This window comes from Dialister hominis, assembly GCF_007164725.1.
GTDB classification, from domain to species: Bacteria; Bacillota; Negativicutes; order Veillonellales; family Dialisteraceae; genus Dialister; species Dialister hominis.
The window spans coordinates 443,634-461,175 of sequence record NZ_AP019697.1; the positions used below are offsets into that span (position 1 = coordinate 443,634).

A 17,542-nucleotide genomic window follows, 5' to 3' on the forward strand; every position below is an offset into this window, starting at 1 on the left:
TGACCAGATGCCATTTGAAGGTTTAGGAGATAAGCTGCAGTTGGCTTTTAAGGATCTCCGCGGGAAGGGCAAACTTTCCGAGAGTGATATCGACGCGGCGCTCCGCGAAGTCAGAAGGGCTCTTCTGGAAGCGGACGTCAATTTCAAGGTAGCGAAGGATTTCATTGCTCATGTGCGTGAAAAAGCGATGGGCGAGGAGGTCTTCGGCAGCCTGAAGCCAGACCAGACGGTTATCAAAATCGTCAGGGATGAGCTGACAGAGCTTCTGGGCGGGACCCAGAGCAAGATCACGCTCTCCTCTACGGGCATGACGGTGATCATGCTTGTCGGGCTGCAGGGCGCCGGCAAGACGACGACCGCCGGCAAGCTTGCGCTGATGTTCAAGAAGAAGGGACATCGTCCGATGCTGGCAGCCTGCGACGTATATCGTCCGGCAGCTATTAAACAGCTCGAAGTCCTTGGTGAACAGACGGATGTGCCGGTTTACCGCATGCCTCCGAATGTGGATCCTGTCCACATCGCAAGGTACGCTGTCGACACGGCTAAGTCATACAACCGCGATATCGTCATTCTCGATACCGCAGGGCGCTTAACGATCGATGAAAAGCTGATGGCCGAGCTGAGAAATATCAAGGCTGAGGTTCATCCGCAGGAGATCCTTCTGGTGCTCGACTCCATGACTGGTCAGGACGCTGTCAATACGGCAAAGGCTTTCGATGAGAGCCTGGGCATTGACGGGACCATCCTGACGAAGATGGATGGCGATGCCAGAGGCGGCGCTGCTCTTTCCATTAAGAGCGTAACGGGCAAACCGATCAAGATGATCGGCGTATCCGAAAAGCTCGACGGCGGGCTGGAAGATTTCCATCCGGACCGTATGGCAGGACGTATCCTCGATCTGGGCGATCTCGAGACTTTGATCGAAACCGCACAGAGAAATATGGATCAGGATTCGCTGAAGGATGCAGCAGGAAAGATCAGGAAGGGTGAGTTCACTCTCGATGATTTCCTGAAGCAGCTCAAGCAGATCAGAAAGCTCGGCTCTTTCCAGAGCATTCTGGGCATGATCCCGGGGATGGGCAAGTTCAAGGATCAGCTGAAGGATGTCGATCTTGACGGCAAGGAAGTCAAGCACATCGAAGCTATCATCCTTTCCATGACACCGGAGGAAAGGGCGAATGTCAAGATTCTGAACGGCAGCCGCAGAAAGCGTATCGCTGACGGCGCTGGCGTGAAGATCCAGGACGTCAACCGTATGATGAAGCAATTCCAGGAAATGCAGAAAACCATGAAGAAAATGAAGAATAAGAAGATAAATCCATCCAAGATGGGCGGCCTCGGTGGTCTCCCCGGGATGTTCCATAAATAATCGAGATCATTTCAAGGAGGTGAAATTATGTTAAAAATTCGTTTGACCCGTATGGGCGCTAAGAAGAATCCTTTCTACCGCATCATCGTCATCGACTCCAAGGAAGCTAGAAACGGCGCTCCGACCGATACCATCGGCTGGTACGATCCGGCTAAACTCGACGCTCCGGTAAAGATTGATGAAGAAAAGACTCTGTCCTGGCTTGGTAAAGGCGCTCAGCCGACCGACACTGTTCGTTCCATTCTGAGAAAGAACGGCATCCTCGCTAAGTTTGCTGAAGCAAAGAAATAAGGGGGACGCACCATGAAAGAATTAGTGGAAACACTCGTCAAGGCTCTTGTAAAGAACCCTGACGCCGTCTCTGTCACCGTAGTCGAAAAGGGCAGCCTGGAAATTTATCAGGTCCATGTTGCCCCGGAAGACATGGGCAAGGTCATCGGCAGAAAAGGACGCATTGCCAATGCGATCCGTACCGTTGTCAAGGCAGGTGCTTTGCGTGAAAACCGCAGAGTGGCTGTCGATATTATCTAAGAGGTGTCGCAATGGATGAAATGCAGATTCTTGTCCCTGTAGCCGTTAAGTCAAAGCTGACTGAACAGCTGAAGGCAACGCTCCTCGCTGAGATCGAACAGAATCTCAAGCGTGTAGACCATGATATGTCCCAGCTGGATTTCGAAGCTAATGGAAAACTGGCAGAACAGGCAAAGATTAACGTACAGGCCGTAGCACCCCTTCGTGCTCAGTACGAGGCTCAGAAGGTCCAGATGCAGCAGATGAAGGATAAATTCCTTGCTGATAAGGATCATCTCGAAAGACTCACCATCGGCGCAGAACTCAACCGTGCTCCGATGAACCGTCTGGTTACCATTCATATCGGTGACGACATGAATGAACTGCTCGACGGTGAAATCCTGGTTGAAGACGGAAAGATCGTTGAATTCCGCAACTGATATGAAACCCGATGAACTGATAGTTGTCGGCCGAATCGTAGCCCCGCATGGTGTGCGGGGTGATTTGCGTATTCTTCCCGATACGGACCGGCCGGAAATCTTCAAGACGCTCAAGCGTCTCAAAATCGGCGGGAAGTTTTATAAGCTGCTTTCGGGACGTCCGCATAAGAATGTATACATTCTTCATGTGGAAGGTGTGGACGACAGGAACATGGCCGAAACGCTGATCGACAAGATCGTCGAAGTGCCGTTTTCTGAACTGCCGGAAAGACCGGAGGGCACGTACTACTATTTCCAGCTCGTAGGGCTTGAAGTAGTGGATGAAGCGGGCTCTCACGTCGGAAAGCTCAAGGAAATCCTCGAGACCGGAGCTAACAACGTCTATGGCGTTGAAACACCGGACGGCAAGGAAATCTATCTTCCGGCCATCCCTTCATGCATCCTTAAAGTCGACCTCGACGAAGGACGCATGACAGTGGCTATGCCGGAATGGGAATAAGCGGACTCCCCCTCTCTGGGGAAGACGCTGTCTTCCCGAAATAGAGGGCGAGAATGAAAATAGATATATTATCCTTATTTCCCGAGTTCGTTCAGGCGTTCTTCGACCAAAGTATCATCAAGAGAGCGCTGGATGCGGGACGTATGGAGATGGCGGTCACGAATCCCCGTGACTATACCATGTACCGCCACCGTCAGGTGGACGATACGATCTACGGAGGCGGGGCGGGCATGCTCATGATGTGCCAGCCCATTTTTGACGCAGTGCATCATGTGCTTCCTGAGAAAGGCCCCCGCGACCGGGTGATTTTCCTGTCACCTGCGGGAAAGACTTTCAATCAGGAAAAAGCCAAGGAACTATACCGTGATTATGACCATCTGGTGCTCATCTGCGGGCACTATGAAGGCGTGGATCACAGGGTCGAGGAGTATCTGGCAGACGAACTGATTTCGATCGGAGATTACGTTCTGACCGGCGGAGAGCTGGGTGCCATGGTCATCAGCGACGCAGTGGCCCGCATGATACCGGGAGTCCTTGGAGATGCGGGAAGCGCAGCAACCGATTCGTTCTATGAACCGATTCTGGAATATCCGCAGTATACGAAACCGGCTGACTACAACGGCTGGAAGGTCCCTGAAGTGCTCCTTTCCGGGCATCACGCAAATATTGCGCGATGGAGGAGGAAAGAGGCGCTTCGCCGCACCCTCGAATGCCGTCCGGATCTTTTAAGCGGGCTCAAGATGACCGCGGAAGATAAGAAGCTGCTGGCGGAGATCAAACGCGAGAAGGAGGATCAGTGATGGCACCTGTATATATAGGACTGATACACTATCCGATTTATAACAAACATATGGAAGTAGTCACTACGGCTCTTACCAACTATGACCTTCATGATATTGCCAGAACGGCCAAGACGTATGACGTGAAACGCTATTTCATCGTGCATCCGGTGGAAGCACAGCGTGAAATGGCAAACCGCATCATGAACCACTGGAAGACCGGCGGCGGTGTGAAGTACAATGTGAACAGGAAAGAAGCTTTCGAAGAGACGGAACTGGTTCCCACCCTCGAAGAAGCGATTTCCCGCATCGAAAGCGAGACAGGCAAAAAGCCTGCCATCGTCACCACCGATGCCCGTGTGTATCCGAATACGGTCTCCTACTGTGAAATGCGCAGGAAAATCCACGAAGAAGATACACCGATTTTCATCCTTTTCGGGACAGGCTTCGGCATGACCAAGGAAATGATGAAGCAGTTCGATTACATTGTGGAACCAATTTACGGGGCAGGCACGTACAATCATCTGTGCGTACGCAGCGCCGTAGCCATCATCCTCGACCGCCTTCTGGGCGAACCCTGGTGGAATAAAAAGGAGGAATAATTTTATGTCCGGACATTCTAAGTGGGAAAACATTAAGCGCAAGAAAGGCAAAACAGACGCCATCCGCGCAAGAATCACCACTAAAATTTCCAAGGAAATTACAATCGCAGCCCGCATGGGCGGCGGTGATCCAGTCGGCAACATGCGTCTGAAACTGGCTTTGACAAAAGCTAAGCAGAACAATGTACCGAAGGAAAACATTCAGCGCGCTATCGATAAGGGCGTTGGCGCTGCCAGCGGCGCAGGCTTCGATGAAGTAACCTATGAAGGTTACGGACCCGGAGGCGCTGCTGTCATCGTCGAATGCAACACCGATAACCGCAATCGCGCTGCAGCTGATATCCGTCACGCATTCACCCATCATGGCGGTTCCGTAGGAACCCCGGGCTGCGTATCCTGGATGTTCAAGAAGAAAGGCACCATCTTCGTCAGCAAAGAAGCTGCTGATGAAGACACCGTCATGATGGTAGCACTCGATGCAGGCGCTGAAGACGTAGCAGTCAATGAAGACTCTTACGAAATCACAACCGCTCCGGAAGACTTCCTGACCGTATCCGATGCTCTTGAAAAAGAAGGCATTGCGGCAGAAGCATCCGAAGTCGCTATGGTTCCGGACAACTACGTCAAGCTGGAAGGCGATGCAGCCCAGACAATGGCCCGCCTCACCGGCGAACTGGAAGAACTCGATGATGTACAGGAAGTGTACACCAACGCAGAACTTCCGGAAGACATGGAATAATCCGCAAAGAAAGAACCGTGAAAATGATCCGTCATTTTCACGTTCTTTTTTTTATGCCGGGATTCCCAAATCGAACCGGCCGCCCGCAGCAGCCTGGCAAAGAGAAGCTGTTTCAAATCTTCCTCCCTCTATTTTGAAAATTTTCAAAATATTTTTGATGTAACTATTGACGTTACAGCTAAATGGTGGTATATTTAATGTAACAAAGATAGTTACATCAAATATTTCAAACATTCAAGGAGAAACTCAAAATGAAATTAGCAGTTGTTGCAGCAAATGGTAAAAGCGGTCGTCTTATTGTGAAGGAAGCTGTCGCACGCGGACTTGACGTTACCGCAGTCGTACGCGGAGAGAACGAGACAGAAGCTCTGCATACTTTGAAGAAGGATATCATGGATCTCACAAAAGAAGATCTGGCAGGTTTTGATGTCGTCATCGATGCTTTCGGCATCTGGGATCCGAATAAGATGGATCAGCACAGCGCGACGCTCGGCCATCTTTCTGATATCCTTTCCGGCAGCAAGACAAGACTTCTGGTCGTCGGCGGGGCAGGCAGTCTCTATGTCGATAAAGATCACAAGACCATGATTTCCGATCTCCCGGATTTCTCAGAAGCGTATCTTCCAACTGCAGTCGGCATGAAGAATTCTCTCAATGCTTTGAGAAAACGTGACGATGTCAGATGGACATATGTCAGCCCGGCTGCTGAATTCATCGCTGACGGAGAAAGAACGGGGAAATACATCCTTGCCGGCGAAGAATTCACCACCAACGAAAAGGGCGAAAGCAAGATCTCCTATGCAGACTATACGCTCGCCATGGTCGATGAAGCTGTCAGCGGCAGCCACATCCATCAGAGGATCAGCGTACTTGGAAAGTAAGACAGTAAAATAAGGAAATAAGGATGGCTGAACAAGGCCATCTTTATTTTTTAAAATCAGTAGCTAAAAATAAAAATGCATTTCGACAGATATAAAAATATTCTAAGGCAGGATCGTTGACTCGGAAATAGGGCGGTGCTATGATAAATGTAACAAGAGATGTTACAGCATCAGAAGGGGAAGGCTCCTGCTTCGTCTCTCTGGCACCTTTTCTATTTCCGGCTGGTTTCCAGTCTTTAGAATCATTTCTTATGTATTCATTGATCAAGAAAAGGAGAACATCATGAAAATCACAATTTTTGGCAAAGGCAACATGGGCAAGGCAATCGGAGACAATTTCGATGCATGCGGCAATGAAGTAGAGTATGCAGGCCGCGAGTTTATCGGTGAACTGGGCGATATCATCGTTCTGGCTGTTCCATACACGGCAGTGGACGGGATTCTCAGAAAATGGGGTCCGAAGATGAAGGATAAGGTACTCATCGACATCACCAATCCGGTTGATTTTGAAACAATGGATCATAAGCTCGTTCCGGACGGCACTTCCGCTGCTGAACTGATCCAGGAAAAAGCACCGGGCGCATTTGTCGTCAAAGCATTCAACACGAATTTCGCTAATACACTGGCTACCGGCAAGGTAGGCTTCCATGAACAGACTGTCGTTCTCATGGCTTCCGATTTCCTGAATGCAAAGGATAAGGTCGCAGAGGCTTTGACTGGCTGCCGTCTGAAACTGATGGATGCCGGCAAGCTTCGCCGCGCAAGAGAAATGGAAGCTATGGGTTTCCTGCAGATTTCCCTGGCTTCTGCCGGAAAACTGTTATGGACCAGAGGCTTTGCCATCATCGACTGATCAGGGGATTGATATCATCCACGGGACAGTGTACACTAGCAGGACATGGAGGAGGTAACTGAACATGCAGATATCCAGCCGCTTCACCATTGCTGTCCATATGCTGTGCTATATCGCACTGTTTCAGGATAAGGAGAAAGTGACCAGTGACATCATGGCAGGAAGCATTAATGCGAATCCGGTCGTGGTGAGAAGGCTGCTTTCGCAGCTCAAACAGCGCGGGATGGTCACAGTCAACCGCGGCAGCGGCGGAGCTTTTCTGGCAATGAAGCCGGAAGACATTGATTTTCTTCAGATTTACAGGACGGTGGAAACAGTGAAAAAGGAAGGTATCTTCCATTTCCACGAAAACCCGAATCCCAACTGTCCGGTGGGACGGGGGATCCATCAGGCGCTCGACTCGAAACTGATGCGTGTCCAGGAAGCTATGGCGCGCGAAATGAAGTCGATCACGCTTGCTGATGTGCTGAAGGATTTTCCAATCGAAAAATAAAAGAAAAAGAGTTGTTCATGCAATTGCATGGGCAGCTCCTTTTTGCATTTAGGACACAAATATCGCACTATTTTCGCATTTGATCAATAAGATTGTCATTTTCTTTACAAAATCGGGTTGTTAAATGATAAAAACTCATTTATAAAGCGGAGTTTATACTTTTTTAGAAAGTATATATAAGAATCACGAATTATGTTGTATACTATTCTTGTGGCAGACACTTTATATGACGGATTTATGAAATAAGCATACACATAAAACCGCTGACTGCCCGAATTCAGGAAACTGTAATAGAGTGGGAGGAGATTCAATATGTTTCGTTTTACATTACCGAGAGATATCTATGTAGGCCATGGCGCTATTGAACAGCTGTCCGTTTTAGAAGGACATAAAAAAGCTTTCATCTGCACCGGTGGTCATTCCATGCGCCGTGGTGGTTTCCTGCAGAAGACTGAGGAAGCACTGCACAAGGCTGGCATTGAAACATACACCATGGAAGGTATCGATCCAGATCCGTCCATTGAAAAAGTAAGAGAAGGCGCTAAGGCCATGGAAGAATTCGGCCCGGACGTTATCATTGCTATCGGCGGTGGTTCCCCAATCGACGCTGCTAAAGCTATGTGGGTTTTCTATGAATACCCGGAATTGACATTCGAAGAAGTACAGAAACCATTCTCCCTGCCAACTCTCCGTCAGAAAGCTATTTTCGTTGCTATTCCGTCCACATCCGGCACCGCATCTGAAGTCACTTCCTTCTCTGTTATCACGGACTACTCCACCGGCATCAAATATCCGCTGGCTGACTTCAACCTGACACCAGATCTTGCTATCCTCGACCTGGACCTGCCGCAGACAATGCCGAAGAAGCTCTGCGCTCATACTGGCATGGACGCTCTGACACATGCAACTGAAGCATATGTATCCAAATTTGCCAACGGCTTCACCGATCCGCTTGCTAAGCAGGCTGTATCCGATATTTTTGACAGCATCATCGATTCCTACAATGAAGATACCGATGCACGCGACAAGATGCACATCGCACAGTGCATGGCTGGTATGGCTTTCTCCAACGGCCTCCTCGGCATCACGCACTCCCTGGCACATAAGATCGGCGCCGTATTCCATATTCCGCATGGCTGCGCAAACGCAATCCTGATGCCGTATGTCATCCAGTTCAACAAGAAGGCATGCCTTGCCCGTTATGCTGACCTTGCACGTGTAGCAGGACTTCCGGGACACACAGACGCTCAGCTCGTTCAGTCCTATGAAGAAGCTATCCGCTGCCTGAACCGCAAGATGAATATTCCGCTGAATATCCATGACTATGGTGTTCCGGAAGAACTGTATCTGGAAAAGAAAGAAGCCATCGCTCACAACGCAGTCCTCGATGCATGCACACCAGAAAACCCGAGAGAAGTCGACGACGCTCTCATGGGCTGCATCCTCGAATGCGCTTACTATGGCAAACCGGTCAACTTCTAATCCCATTCGATGGAATAATGAACATAAAGGGGCTGTGACAAAATCCAACAAAATGCTGTTTTTGCTTTTCTTCGAACGAAGTTCGGCTTAAGGGTGTTAACCTTGCTCCGAAGGAGAAGGTCCCGGCGAAGCCGGGGAATACAGTAGTTCTCGAGCAAAGCGAGGTTTTGAGGTTTTCAGATAAAACAGATAGATAAATATGTTGGATAATCCCCCAAAATCGAATATAACAATGCAAAAGGGGCTGTGGCAAAATGAGGCTTATAGGACATTTCGTGTTGTTTTTATAGTCGATGAGCCCTGCGTTTATCGGGCTCCATCGGCATTTTAAGACTTTCAGTAATTCTTAAAGGGTGGACAAAACGTGTTGGTAAAAAGCCTCAAACCCCTGAAAAATACAGGCTAAAATGGGATTTTATCTTTTCAGTGTGAATAATCTTCTGGAAAGATTATCGTTATGAAAAATAGATGCCCTTATTGTGTCTTTATCTGCTGCTGATGCGGAAAAGTGCGCATTTGAACACAAACCTGGAAGTGCTGAGAATATGGGCGCTTTTACGCTTCCTGCTAATTGTGATGAGATGGATTACAGTGCAGCTCGGGCGTATTTCAGTATGCCCCGTATTCTGCCCTTAATACAAGCATAATATAAATTTTTACCAACACGTTTTGTCCTATAACCCCAAAATGATTACACATTTTGTCATAGCCCTTTTTTTGTCTGTAATTCGCCCGTGAAAAAATCCCTGCCGGAAGGCAGGGATTCTGGTGCGAGCGAAGGGACTCGAACCCTTATGCACGGGGCGCAGGATCCTAAATCCTGTGCGTCTACCAATTCCGCCACGCTCGCATGATATGCTTTCTATTATAAATCAGGAGAGTGAAAAAGGTCAATAGGACAGGCTTTTCCGAAGGATTTCTGCATAAGCAGTAGAAAAGAATACGAATTTTTTCTATCGAAATTGATTTATATAGAATGAGATTATGGTATAATAGGAACAGGAAGTTTTTTAGGAAAGGGTTTAAGGAACGGAGGCTTTTAAAATGAAAAAATACGTTTGCAAAGTTTGCGGCTGGATTTATGATGAAGCTTTAGGTGATCCGGACAATGGAATCGCTCCGGGAACCAAATTCGAAGACCTGCCGGCTGACTTCGTCTGCCCGCTGTGCGGTGTAGGCAAGGATGAATTCGAAGAAATCGAATAATTTTTGCTGGTGAAGAGCGGCGTCCTTACGGGCGCTGCTTTTTAGCTATCTTGATTGTCAATGATTGTTATTTTATTTCACAAAATTACTTGACAATAATTGTTAATGGCGCTATTATAATAACGTAAACAAAAGAGAGGCCGTCAAGGCCGTGATGACCTCACTCATTGTTGCCGTTCTTTCTCAACAAGTCAACACCTCGGAAAAGCCTCCTGCCAGGAGGTTTTTTCAATGCCTGAAAACAGAAGATCCAATCAAAAAAGAGGCTATAGCAAAATGATTCTTCATTCTGCTATGGCCTCTTTTACGTTCAAGTCCGCCTCCTGTGCATGGCAGAGGAGGTATCAGGATTCCGCTGGGAAGGGGAATTCATAGACTATTATCATCTTATTTTTGCGATTTGTCAATCTCAAGAAGGAGCTGCGTCCTGCTGTGGACGTGGAATTTCTTGTACAGCTCTGTCAGATGTTTCTTGATTGTAGTGAGTTCATCGGCGATTTCCTTGTTCGTCCAGCCATCCCTGACGCGGCTGATGATCAATTGTTCTCTTGGTGTCAGCGTCGTCTCCTCCAGTGCTTTTTCTGAGATCGGAGTGATTGCCATTTTCCTTGCCTGCTGCAGGAATTGGGCGTAGACAGGATCAGAAGCGAGCGGAAGGAGCAGGGGCTTCAGTATGTTGTAATGTTCAATGAAAGGCATGATGAAGTAGTCCTGCAGGGACTCATGCAGAGCGGACTTCAGGAGCGCTGATGCTTCCTGTGCTTTCCCGAAGTACTGGAGCGCACCGATGCATGCAATGGCATCGTAGCAGCGGCTCATCTGCGAAGCATTCGCTGACGGATAGGGATCCTTCGTTTCTGTCGTATGGAGGATCAGATTATACTTCTTGAGGCTCAGATTCAGCCTGTGACGGACAGACTGTCGCATCGTCCGCAGGGCATTGTACTCAGGGAGCTCATTGATGGTGTCGATCAGGCGCTCCTGCTTGGGAGACGGTTCTTCCAGAAGCGATGACATATGGATGGCAACCATATCGAGGGATGTTTTCGTCAGGTCATCAGAGATAGCAGCTTTGAGCTTCTTGTACAGCTTCTTCCAGTCCTTGAATTCATAAGCTGTTTTTCGGATGAGAGCAACGCGCGGGTAAAGGAACAGGGCTATAATGGCGCGCTGCTGCCGATCGATGGTATTCCAGGGAGACTTGAGGAAATGAAGAAGGATTTCGTCAGCTGTATCAATATTTCCCTGCATATAGTTCAGTTCGGCTTCAGCGGAAGAGTGCCAGAGTCGTCCGTCGCAGTCTTTGATGATAAGGCCGCAGATATCATAGATGCTCTGCAGTGTGTGGACATTTTCCAAAAGTGTGCCGCTCCTCCTGTAATAAAAGCCAAGCTGTCCCACGACGCCCCTGAAAATGCCCTGGAAGTAGTCGCGCGGCAGCTTCACTTCATTTTCCTTGCAGAAGGAAAGGAGTTTTCGAAGATCAGCTTCTACCATACCTGAATCAGGCAGGGAATCGAGAGCTTCCAGGAAGAGGAAGCGTGCATTTTCTTCCGATGATGGTTCCCAGTCTGCCGGGAGATTGATCATCAGGATGTCTCTTTCTTCGCGGGCATCCTGCTGCGAAGCGATCAGGTTGATAGCCAGGAGGATGAGAGCGCAGGCATTGAAATTCCTTGCTCTTTCAACAGGCGTCGCATTGCGAAGAATTTGACGAAGTTCCTGCGGAGAATGTTTGTATAGGACAGAAAGCCCGCCTTCTGAAATGATGCGGAGCGCCGTGGGATAAGCTTTCCCCTTAAGCGCCAGTGTCAGTGCATAGCCGTAATTCTTTTCATGCAGTTCCCATTTGGCTGCCCGCATGTATGCGTTCTTCTGCCAGTGCCAGGATTCAGCCTTGAATTTTCCCTGCAGGTACTCGGGGAAGACGGGATGGAAAGCGTACGTTCCTTTGGAATGCTCGTAAGCCATGAACGGATTTCTTGCCCAGTGGACGAGAAGACGCTTCATCGTCTTTGCATTCTGGCAGATGAATTCAGCCTGCGTCTTGGAGAATCTGGGGAAAAGGGAAAAAATCGTGCAGACTTCCTGCTCCTTCTTTGAGAGAGAGAGGGATGTCTGTTCAATCAGGTGGTAAAGGGTATCCTTATCCTTGGAAGAAAAGAGAGAAATATCAGGCGTGCGAAGTTTCCTGAAATTTCTGATGCCTTTGCTGATTGCGAAAAGTTCATTGTCCTTGACAGCTTCATAGGCAATAGAATGGTTCAGATAAGCGATTTCCCATTTTCCTTCAGAATTTTTGCGGAAGACAAAAGCGCAGCGCTGGTAAGCCCGCAGGTACATTTTATAGGATGGGTCTGTTTCCTCAAGAGCAGAAATCTGGACAAGCCAGAGTTTTTCATCAAGAGGATAAATCAATTCCCTTTCTTCGCTCATGTGGCAGGGAATCAGCTGGTCTTTTCCCTGACGGAAAATGCGAGCGACGGTGTCCCGGCCGACCGCATTCATTTCACGTCCGGCGCCAAGCCAGACGACATCGGGTGCAAGATGGTCTATGAGCGGTTCTATATCCATGTCCTCGATATAGGCATGAAGGATATGCCTGCCAAGGATTAGAACTTCTTCAGAGGTATCCATGAGTCCTCCTTTTTGCCATAAGTCTGGTCATTCATTGAGAGAGCAATCGTGCTCTATTCTAAAAGTGTATACTAAGGTATACTACCTAAGTACTTTTTCTCTTTATATACTATAAATGGAAAACTAGGCTTTGTCTACAAATTATATGTTTTGTATGACTAAAAAGTTTTAGTACTTATCAAAAAATCAATTGGAGGAGTGATTTTTTACGATAAGTCAAGTGGGGGGACGGAGGATGCGGCAATAAAAAAAGATGATCTCTGGAAGTGGATCATCTTTTTTTATTGTATTGATTGTATGAACTGCAGGAAAAAACCGCCCTGGCCTGGGCGGTTTCAATGTTTCAATTATTTTGCAGCTGCTGCATCATCAATGACAGCGGTGCAGTGCGGGCAGCGGGTAGCATCGTCAGCGATAGCTTCGCGGCAGAACGGGCACTTGCGGACTTCCTTGGCCGGAGCCTTCGGGAAGAAGTGATTCATCTGCTTGATGATGAGGAAAATAACGAATGCAACGATCAGGAAGTCAATGACGGAATTAATGAATTCGCCATAAGCGATGACCGGAACGCCAAGTTCCTTTGCTTCTGCTACGGTGGAAACCGGAATCGAGCTCAGCGGGATGAAGAGATTGGAGAAATCAATCCCTCCCAGAAGATAGCCGATTGGCGGCATAATCACGTTTGTCACCAAGGACGAAACGATTTTCCCGAAAGCGGCACCAATAACAACGCCGACAGCCATATCGACTACATTGCCGCGGAGTGCGAACTCCTTAAATTCTTTGAGCATACCCATGAGGGAAACATCTCCTTTCACTCTTCTAGAGCGCATTGATATTGTTAAATTTATTGTAGCATACTTTTTTACAACATAGTAATAGAAAAATTGAAAAAATTCGAACAAGTTTTTAGTTATTTTTATGAAGTACAATAAAAAACGCATAAGTTGACAAATTTTCAACACGAAAGTTATTATTTATTAGAAAATAATGTGAATGAGGGTGGAGGGCAATGGATAAATCAGGATAAGATGTCTTGTAAAACCGCCTCAAAAGGTTGAAACGATTTATTGTAACTTATGAATCACGCAATCCATAAATGCATATCCATAAAAATGCATCAATTCATATTGAACACTAAATATTATTTTCATATATATTATTTATTAAAATGGAAATTAATACCAATTTATCACAGGCTATTGAATTTAGCGTTTTGAGTGGGTAAAATGTGAACATAAGCCGTGCACAAAAGGAGTGAAAGATCAACCGGTGCACAGCAGGCCGTCCGGAGGAATGGACGGCTCTGCCTTTTGTTGATCACGAGGGAGGACTCTATGAAACATATACGCAAAGTATTGGTAGCAAACAGAGGCGAAATCGCCATTCGAGCGTTCCGAGCCTGCAGGGAACTTGGCATCCGCACGGTAGCCATTTATTCCAAGGAAGATATTCTGTCCCTGCACAGAAACCGCGCTGATGAAGCATACCTGGTAGGCGCTGGCGATAAGCCGGTCGATGCTTACCTGGATATTGAAGATATCATCCGCATCTGCAAGGAACACAATGTAGATGCTGTCCATCCGGGCTACGGCTTCCTTGCTGAAAATGCGAAACTGGCTCAGCGCTGCGAAGAAGAAGGCATTACATTCATCGGACCGCACGTAGAACACCTCATCATGTTCGGCGACAAGGTCAATGCCCGCATCCAGGCTGAAAAAGCAGGCATCCCGATGATTCCGGGTACCAAGGGCGCTGTCCATGATTTCTCTGAAGTCAAGGAATTTGCTGAGAAGTACGGTCTGCCTGTCATGATCAAAGCTGTCAATGGCGGCGGCGGACGCGGCATGCGTAATGTCGACAGGATGGAAGATCTGGAAGAAGCGTACAACCGCGCTCGTTCCGAAGCGAAGATGGCATTCGGTGATGATGAAGTCTATGTAGAAAAATGCATCATGAACCCGAAGCACATCGAAGTCCAGATTCTTGGTGATGAACACGGCCATGTCGTTCATCTTTTCGAAAGAGACTGCTCCATCCAGCGCCGTCATCAGAAGGTCATTGAAATGGCTCCTGCATGGTCTCTTCCGCAGAGCCTGCGCGACAAGATCAATGAAGCAGCTGTCAAACTGATGAAGAATGTCAATTATGTCAATGCAGGCACTGTTGAATTCCTCGTCGACCAGGATGAAAAGCATTTCTACTTCATCGAAGTCAATCCGCGTGTACAGGTAGAACATACCGTCACTGAAATGATCACGGACGTCGATATCGTAAAGACACAGATCCTGATTGCAGAAGGCTACTCTCTGGAAAGTCCGGAAATCGGCATCGGCAAGCAGAGTGAAATCTGGTTCAAGGGCGTTGCCATCCAGTGTCGTATTACGACCGAAGATCCGCAGAACAACTTCATGCCGGACACAGGCAAGATCATTGCATACCGTTCCGGCGGCGGCCCGGGCATCCGTCTCGATGCCGGCACCGCATATACAGGCGCAGTCATTACGCCGTATTATGATTCCCTCCTCGTAAAAGTCACCGCGCATTCCCTCCATGCAAAGGACACGATTCACAAAATGCTCCGCTGCCTGGATGAATTCCGCATTTCAGGCGTCAAGACAAATATTTACTTCCTGCAGAATATGCTCCGTACCCGCGATTTCCAGGAAGGTCTCTGCGACGTCAACTACATCGACAGAAACCCATGGCTGCTGCAGGAACCGGATACCGTTTCCGACAGAGGCACAAGACTTCTGACCTACATCGGCGATATCACGGTCAATGGCTATGCAGGCGCAGGCCATCAGGACAAACCGGACTTCGCTCCTGCTCCGGTGCTCGATGCTTCTCATGAAACTGCACCGAAGGGCACCCGCCAGCTCCTTGATGAACTGGGACCGGAAAAATTCGCTAAATGGGTCATGGACCGCAAGGAAGTCATGTTCATGGATACCACCTACAGAGATGCGCACCAGTCTCTGCTCGCTACCCGCGTAAGAACGCATGATATCATGAACGCCATCCATTACACCGCTGTCCATGTACCGCAGCTTTTCTCCTTTGAAAACTGGGGCGGCGCTACATTCGACGTAGCTTACCGTTTCCTCGATGAAAGCCCTTGGGACAGACTGCGCCAGATGAGAGAAGCAGCTCCGAACATTCTCTTCCAGATGCTGATACGCGGCGCCAACACGGTCGGATATACGAACTATCCGGAAAATGTTGTCCGTCACTTCATCGACCAGGCTGCTGATGCAGGCGTCGACGTATTCCGCGTATTCGACTGCCTGAACCAACTGAACCACATGACCGTCTCCATCGATGAAGTCAGAAAGAAAGGCAAGCTCGCAGAAGCATGCTTCTGCTACACCGGCGATATCATGGATCCGAACCGTCAGAAGTACTCCCTGAAGTACTATACGGATCTCGCCAAGGAAATGGAAAAAGCCGGCGCAAACATCATTGCTATCAAAGATATGGCAGGCCTCCTCAAACCGGAAGCTTCTTATGCCCTGATTTCCGCACTGAAGGATGCAGTAGACCTTCCGATCCACCTCCACAGCCATGAAGGCGGCGGATGCACGCTCTACTCTTATGCAAAGGCCGTCGATGCCGGCGTAGATATCGTCGACGTCGCAACAGGCGCTCTTTCCGGCGGCACAAGCCAGCCGTCCATGACATCCATGTACTATGCGCTGCAGGATAACCCGCGCCAGCCGCACCTGGATATCGATGCACTCGAAACCATCGATCGTTACTGGCAGGGAGTACGCCCGTACTATGCAGGCGTCGATTCCAAGATGTGCAGCCCGAACACCACACTCTACCAGCATGAAATGCCTGGCGGACAGTTCAGCAACCTGCGCCAGCAGGCAACCGCTGTAGGCCTCGGCGAACGCTGGCCGGAAGTCTGCCGCATGTATGCAAGAGTCAACATGCTCTTCGGCGATATCATCAAAGTTACACCGTCCTCCAAAGTTGTCGGCGATATGACACTCTTCATGGTTCAGAACAACCTGACCGAAGAAGACATCTATGAAAAGGGCGCAGCACTCGATTTCCCGCAGTCCGTTGTTGATTTCTTCGACGGCAAGCTCGGCATTCCGTACGGCGGATTCCCGGAAAAACTCCAGAACATCATCCTTCGCGGAGCCAAACCGCACCTTGAAAGCCATCCGGCTGATGTAGACTTCGAAAAAGTCAAATTTGAAATGAAGGAAAAACGCCTCCCGACCAGGGAAGAAGACGTATCCTCCTACTGCATCTACCCGAAAGTATTCTCCGACTACATGGAACGTTACCATAAGTACGGCGACCTCTCCATCCTCGACACACCGACATTCTTCTTCGGCATGAAACCGGGCGAAGAAATCTGCGTCAACGTCGAAGAAGGCAAGATGCTGCTCCTCCGTCTGAACAACATCACAAAACCGGACGCAGAAGGCAACCGCGAGCTCCAGTTCGAACTGAACGGCATGCCGCGCGAAATCAAGATCCACGACAAGCACGTCGCAGAAGCAAGCGCTTCCTCCCAGAAAGCCGATAAGGATGTTCCAGGCGAAGTAGGCGCAACCCTCTCCGGCTCCGTCGTCAAACTCCTCGTTGAAAAAGGCGCCTCCGTCAAGAAAGGCGACCCGATCGTTGTTACCGAAGCCATGAAGATGGAAACCACCATCACCGCTCCGATCGACGGCATCATCAGCGAAATCCGTGTCAAAGCAGGCCAGAGAATCGAATCCGGCGATCTGCTCATGATTATTGAATAAGAATAAACATTCAAGTGAAAAGGCTGTGAAATGCAATTACGCATCTCGCAGCCTTTTTGTTATGGCTATAAGTATATAAGAATAAAGGAAGCAATCGCCGTGAAGAATAGAAATGAAAAAGAAAGGTGTGAAGACAGAAGAGCGAACACGGATCCGCATCGCTTATATCTTTTACTATTTATAATGCCAAAAAGGAGGGCATGAGCTCTTTTGAAAGAGGGGATGTCTTTTTATATTTCCTCCATCATTTTTCTTTGGAAATGCCGGTTCAAAGTCAATATAGTAT

17 protein-coding genes and 1 tRNA gene are annotated in these 17,542 nt (G+C 48.5%); 14 read left to right on the plus strand and 4 right to left on the minus strand.

Annotated elements, in window-relative coordinates; translation table 11 throughout:
• The first annotated feature begins 7 nt into the window (after positions 1–7).
• The 9 genes from ffh to Dia5BBH33_RS02130 all read left to right on the plus strand — a co-directional run bounded on the left by ffh (position 8) and on the right by Dia5BBH33_RS02130 (position 5,819).
• Complete coding sequence (ffh, locus tag Dia5BBH33_RS02090; protein WP_143332286.1) at positions 8–1,369, plus strand: signal recognition particle protein; 1,362 nt, start codon at positions 8–10, stop codon at positions 1,367–1,369.
• 27 nt (positions 1,370–1,396) lie between these two features.
• Positions 1,397–1,660, plus strand: coding sequence for a 30S ribosomal protein S16 (gene rpsP, locus Dia5BBH33_RS02095; RefSeq protein ID WP_022382028.1), 264 nt, complete (start codon positions 1,397–1,399; stop codon positions 1,658–1,660).
• A gap of 12 nt (positions 1,661–1,672) precedes the next feature.
• The gene (locus tag Dia5BBH33_RS02100; RefSeq protein ID WP_022382029.1) at positions 1,673–1,900 is read left to right on the plus strand and encodes a KH domain-containing protein; all 228 of its coding nucleotides are present in this window, start codon (positions 1,673–1,675) and stop codon (positions 1,898–1,900) included.
• An 11-nt stretch (positions 1,901–1,911) separates the two neighbouring features.
• On the plus strand, positions 1,912–2,319 hold the full coding sequence (locus Dia5BBH33_RS02105) for a YlqD family protein (RefSeq protein WP_143332287.1): 408 nt from the start codon (positions 1,912–1,914) through the stop codon (positions 2,317–2,319).
• A gap of 1 nt (position 2,320) precedes the next feature.
• A complete protein-coding gene (rimM, locus tag Dia5BBH33_RS02110) occupies positions 2,321–2,818 on the plus strand; it encodes a ribosome maturation factor RimM (RefSeq protein ID WP_022382031.1) in 498 nt (165 codons plus the stop codon).
• 53 nt (positions 2,819–2,871) lie between these two features.
• Positions 2,872–3,618: a tRNA (guanosine(37)-N1)-methyltransferase TrmD gene (gene trmD / locus Dia5BBH33_RS02115; protein WP_022382032.1), complete on the plus strand. Its 747-nt coding sequence runs from the start codon at positions 2,872–2,874 to the stop codon at positions 3,616–3,618.
• Entirely contained in the window at positions 3,618–4,199 is a 582-nt protein-coding gene (locus Dia5BBH33_RS02120; protein WP_022382033.1) for an RNA methyltransferase, read from the plus strand. Before trmD ends, Dia5BBH33_RS02120 begins: the two co-directional genes overlap by 1 nt.
• Positions 4,200–4,203: 4 nt before the next feature.
• On the plus strand, positions 4,204–4,938 hold the full coding sequence (locus tag Dia5BBH33_RS02125) for a YebC/PmpR family DNA-binding transcriptional regulator (RefSeq protein ID WP_022382034.1): 735 nt from the start codon (positions 4,204–4,206) through the stop codon (positions 4,936–4,938).
• A 251-nt stretch (positions 4,939–5,189) separates the two neighbouring features.
• Positions 5,190–5,819 carry an NAD(P)-dependent oxidoreductase gene (locus Dia5BBH33_RS02130; protein WP_143332288.1) on the plus strand — a complete coding sequence of 210 codons (630 nt, stop codon included), beginning with the start codon at positions 5,190–5,192 and terminating at the stop codon, positions 5,817–5,819.
• Between the two features lie 43 nt (positions 5,820–5,862).
• Here Dia5BBH33_RS02130 and Dia5BBH33_RS11010 read toward each other — a convergent pair whose 3' ends face one another.
• A complete protein-coding gene (locus tag Dia5BBH33_RS11010; RefSeq protein ID WP_162501747.1) occupies positions 5,863–6,087 on the minus strand; it encodes a hypothetical protein in 225 nt (74 codons plus the stop codon).
• 15 nt (positions 6,088–6,102) lie between these two features.
• On the opposite strand from Dia5BBH33_RS11010, the gene Dia5BBH33_RS02135 reads away from it, so the two are divergent.
• From Dia5BBH33_RS02135 to Dia5BBH33_RS02145, 3 genes are all read left to right on the plus strand, one after another.
• A complete protein-coding gene (locus Dia5BBH33_RS02135) occupies positions 6,103–6,672 on the plus strand; it encodes an NADPH-dependent F420 reductase (protein ID WP_143332289.1) in 570 nt (189 codons plus the stop codon).
• Between the two features lie 64 nt (positions 6,673–6,736).
• Positions 6,737–7,165: an Rrf2 family transcriptional regulator gene (locus Dia5BBH33_RS02140; RefSeq protein ID WP_022382037.1), complete on the plus strand. Its 429-nt coding sequence runs from the start codon at positions 6,737–6,739 to the stop codon at positions 7,163–7,165.
• A 312-nt stretch (positions 7,166–7,477) separates the two neighbouring features.
• Positions 7,478–8,647, plus strand: coding sequence for an iron-containing alcohol dehydrogenase (locus Dia5BBH33_RS02145; RefSeq protein WP_022382038.1), 1,170 nt, complete (start codon positions 7,478–7,480; stop codon positions 8,645–8,647).
• Between the two features lie 766 nt (positions 8,648–9,413).
• On the opposite strand, the gene Dia5BBH33_RS02150 is transcribed toward Dia5BBH33_RS02145, so the two are convergent.
• Positions 9,414–9,497 (minus strand) — tRNA-Leu (locus tag Dia5BBH33_RS02150).
• Positions 9,498–9,691: 194 nt separating this feature from the next.
• On the opposite strand from Dia5BBH33_RS02150, the gene rd reads away from it, so the two are divergent.
• The gene (gene rd / locus Dia5BBH33_RS02155) at positions 9,692–9,853 is read left to right on the plus strand and encodes a rubredoxin (protein ID WP_022381544.1); all 162 of its coding nucleotides are present in this window, start codon (positions 9,692–9,694) and stop codon (positions 9,851–9,853) included.
• A gap of 387 nt (positions 9,854–10,240) precedes the next feature.
• Here rd and Dia5BBH33_RS02160 read toward each other — a convergent pair whose 3' ends face one another.
• Positions 10,241–12,490: a LuxR C-terminal-related transcriptional regulator gene (locus Dia5BBH33_RS02160; protein ID WP_143332290.1), complete on the minus strand. Its 2,250-nt coding sequence runs from the start codon at positions 12,488–12,490 to the stop codon at positions 10,241–10,243.
• A 347-nt stretch (positions 12,491–12,837) separates the two neighbouring features.
• Positions 12,838–13,287 (minus strand): large conductance mechanosensitive channel protein MscL, encoded by a 450-nt coding sequence (mscL, locus tag Dia5BBH33_RS02165; protein WP_108849987.1) that lies wholly within the window; start codon positions 13,285–13,287, stop codon positions 12,838–12,840.
• 540 nt (positions 13,288–13,827) lie between these two features.
• Between mscL and Dia5BBH33_RS02170 the strand changes: the two genes are divergently transcribed.
• Entirely contained in the window at positions 13,828–17,256 is a 3,429-nt protein-coding gene (locus Dia5BBH33_RS02170; RefSeq protein ID WP_108849986.1) for a pyruvate carboxylase, read from the plus strand.
• Positions 17,257–17,542 lie beyond the last annotated feature (286 nt).